Here is a 322-nt window from a genome sequence, read left to right as displayed (position 1 = left end):
GGCTGCGGCAAGTCCACCCTGGGCCGCGCGATGCTCCGGTTGACCGAGCCCACCGGGGGCAGGGTCGTCTTCGACGGCACCGACCTGTCCACCATGAAGGGCGAGCCGCTGCGGAAGATGCGGCGCCGCATGCAGATGGTGTTCCAGGACCCGCTGTCCTCCCTGGACCCCAGGCAGTCGGTGGAGTCCATCCTCGTCGAGGGGCTGCGCGCGCACGAGCTCGACAAGGACAAGGACGCCACGGCGAAGCGGCTGCGCGAGCTGCTCTCCGCGGTGGGCCTGCCGTCGACGGCGCTGCGCAAGTACCCGCACGAGTTCTCCG

Annotated in this window: 1 protein-coding gene; it reads left to right on the top strand. The window is 70.8% G+C overall.

Features of this window, described 5'->3' with window-relative positions:
• On the top strand, positions 1-322 hold a 322-nt coding region (locus tag CCN37_RS38050), incomplete at both ends, for an ATP-binding cassette domain-containing protein (RefSeq protein WP_246843568.1).

This window comes from Allokutzneria sp. NRRL B-24872, assembly GCF_002155965.1.
In the GTDB taxonomy this organism is placed as follows: domain Bacteria; phylum Actinomycetota; class Actinomycetes; order Mycobacteriales; family Pseudonocardiaceae; genus Allokutzneria.
This window is presented reverse-complemented; position numbering and strand designations above follow the sequence as displayed.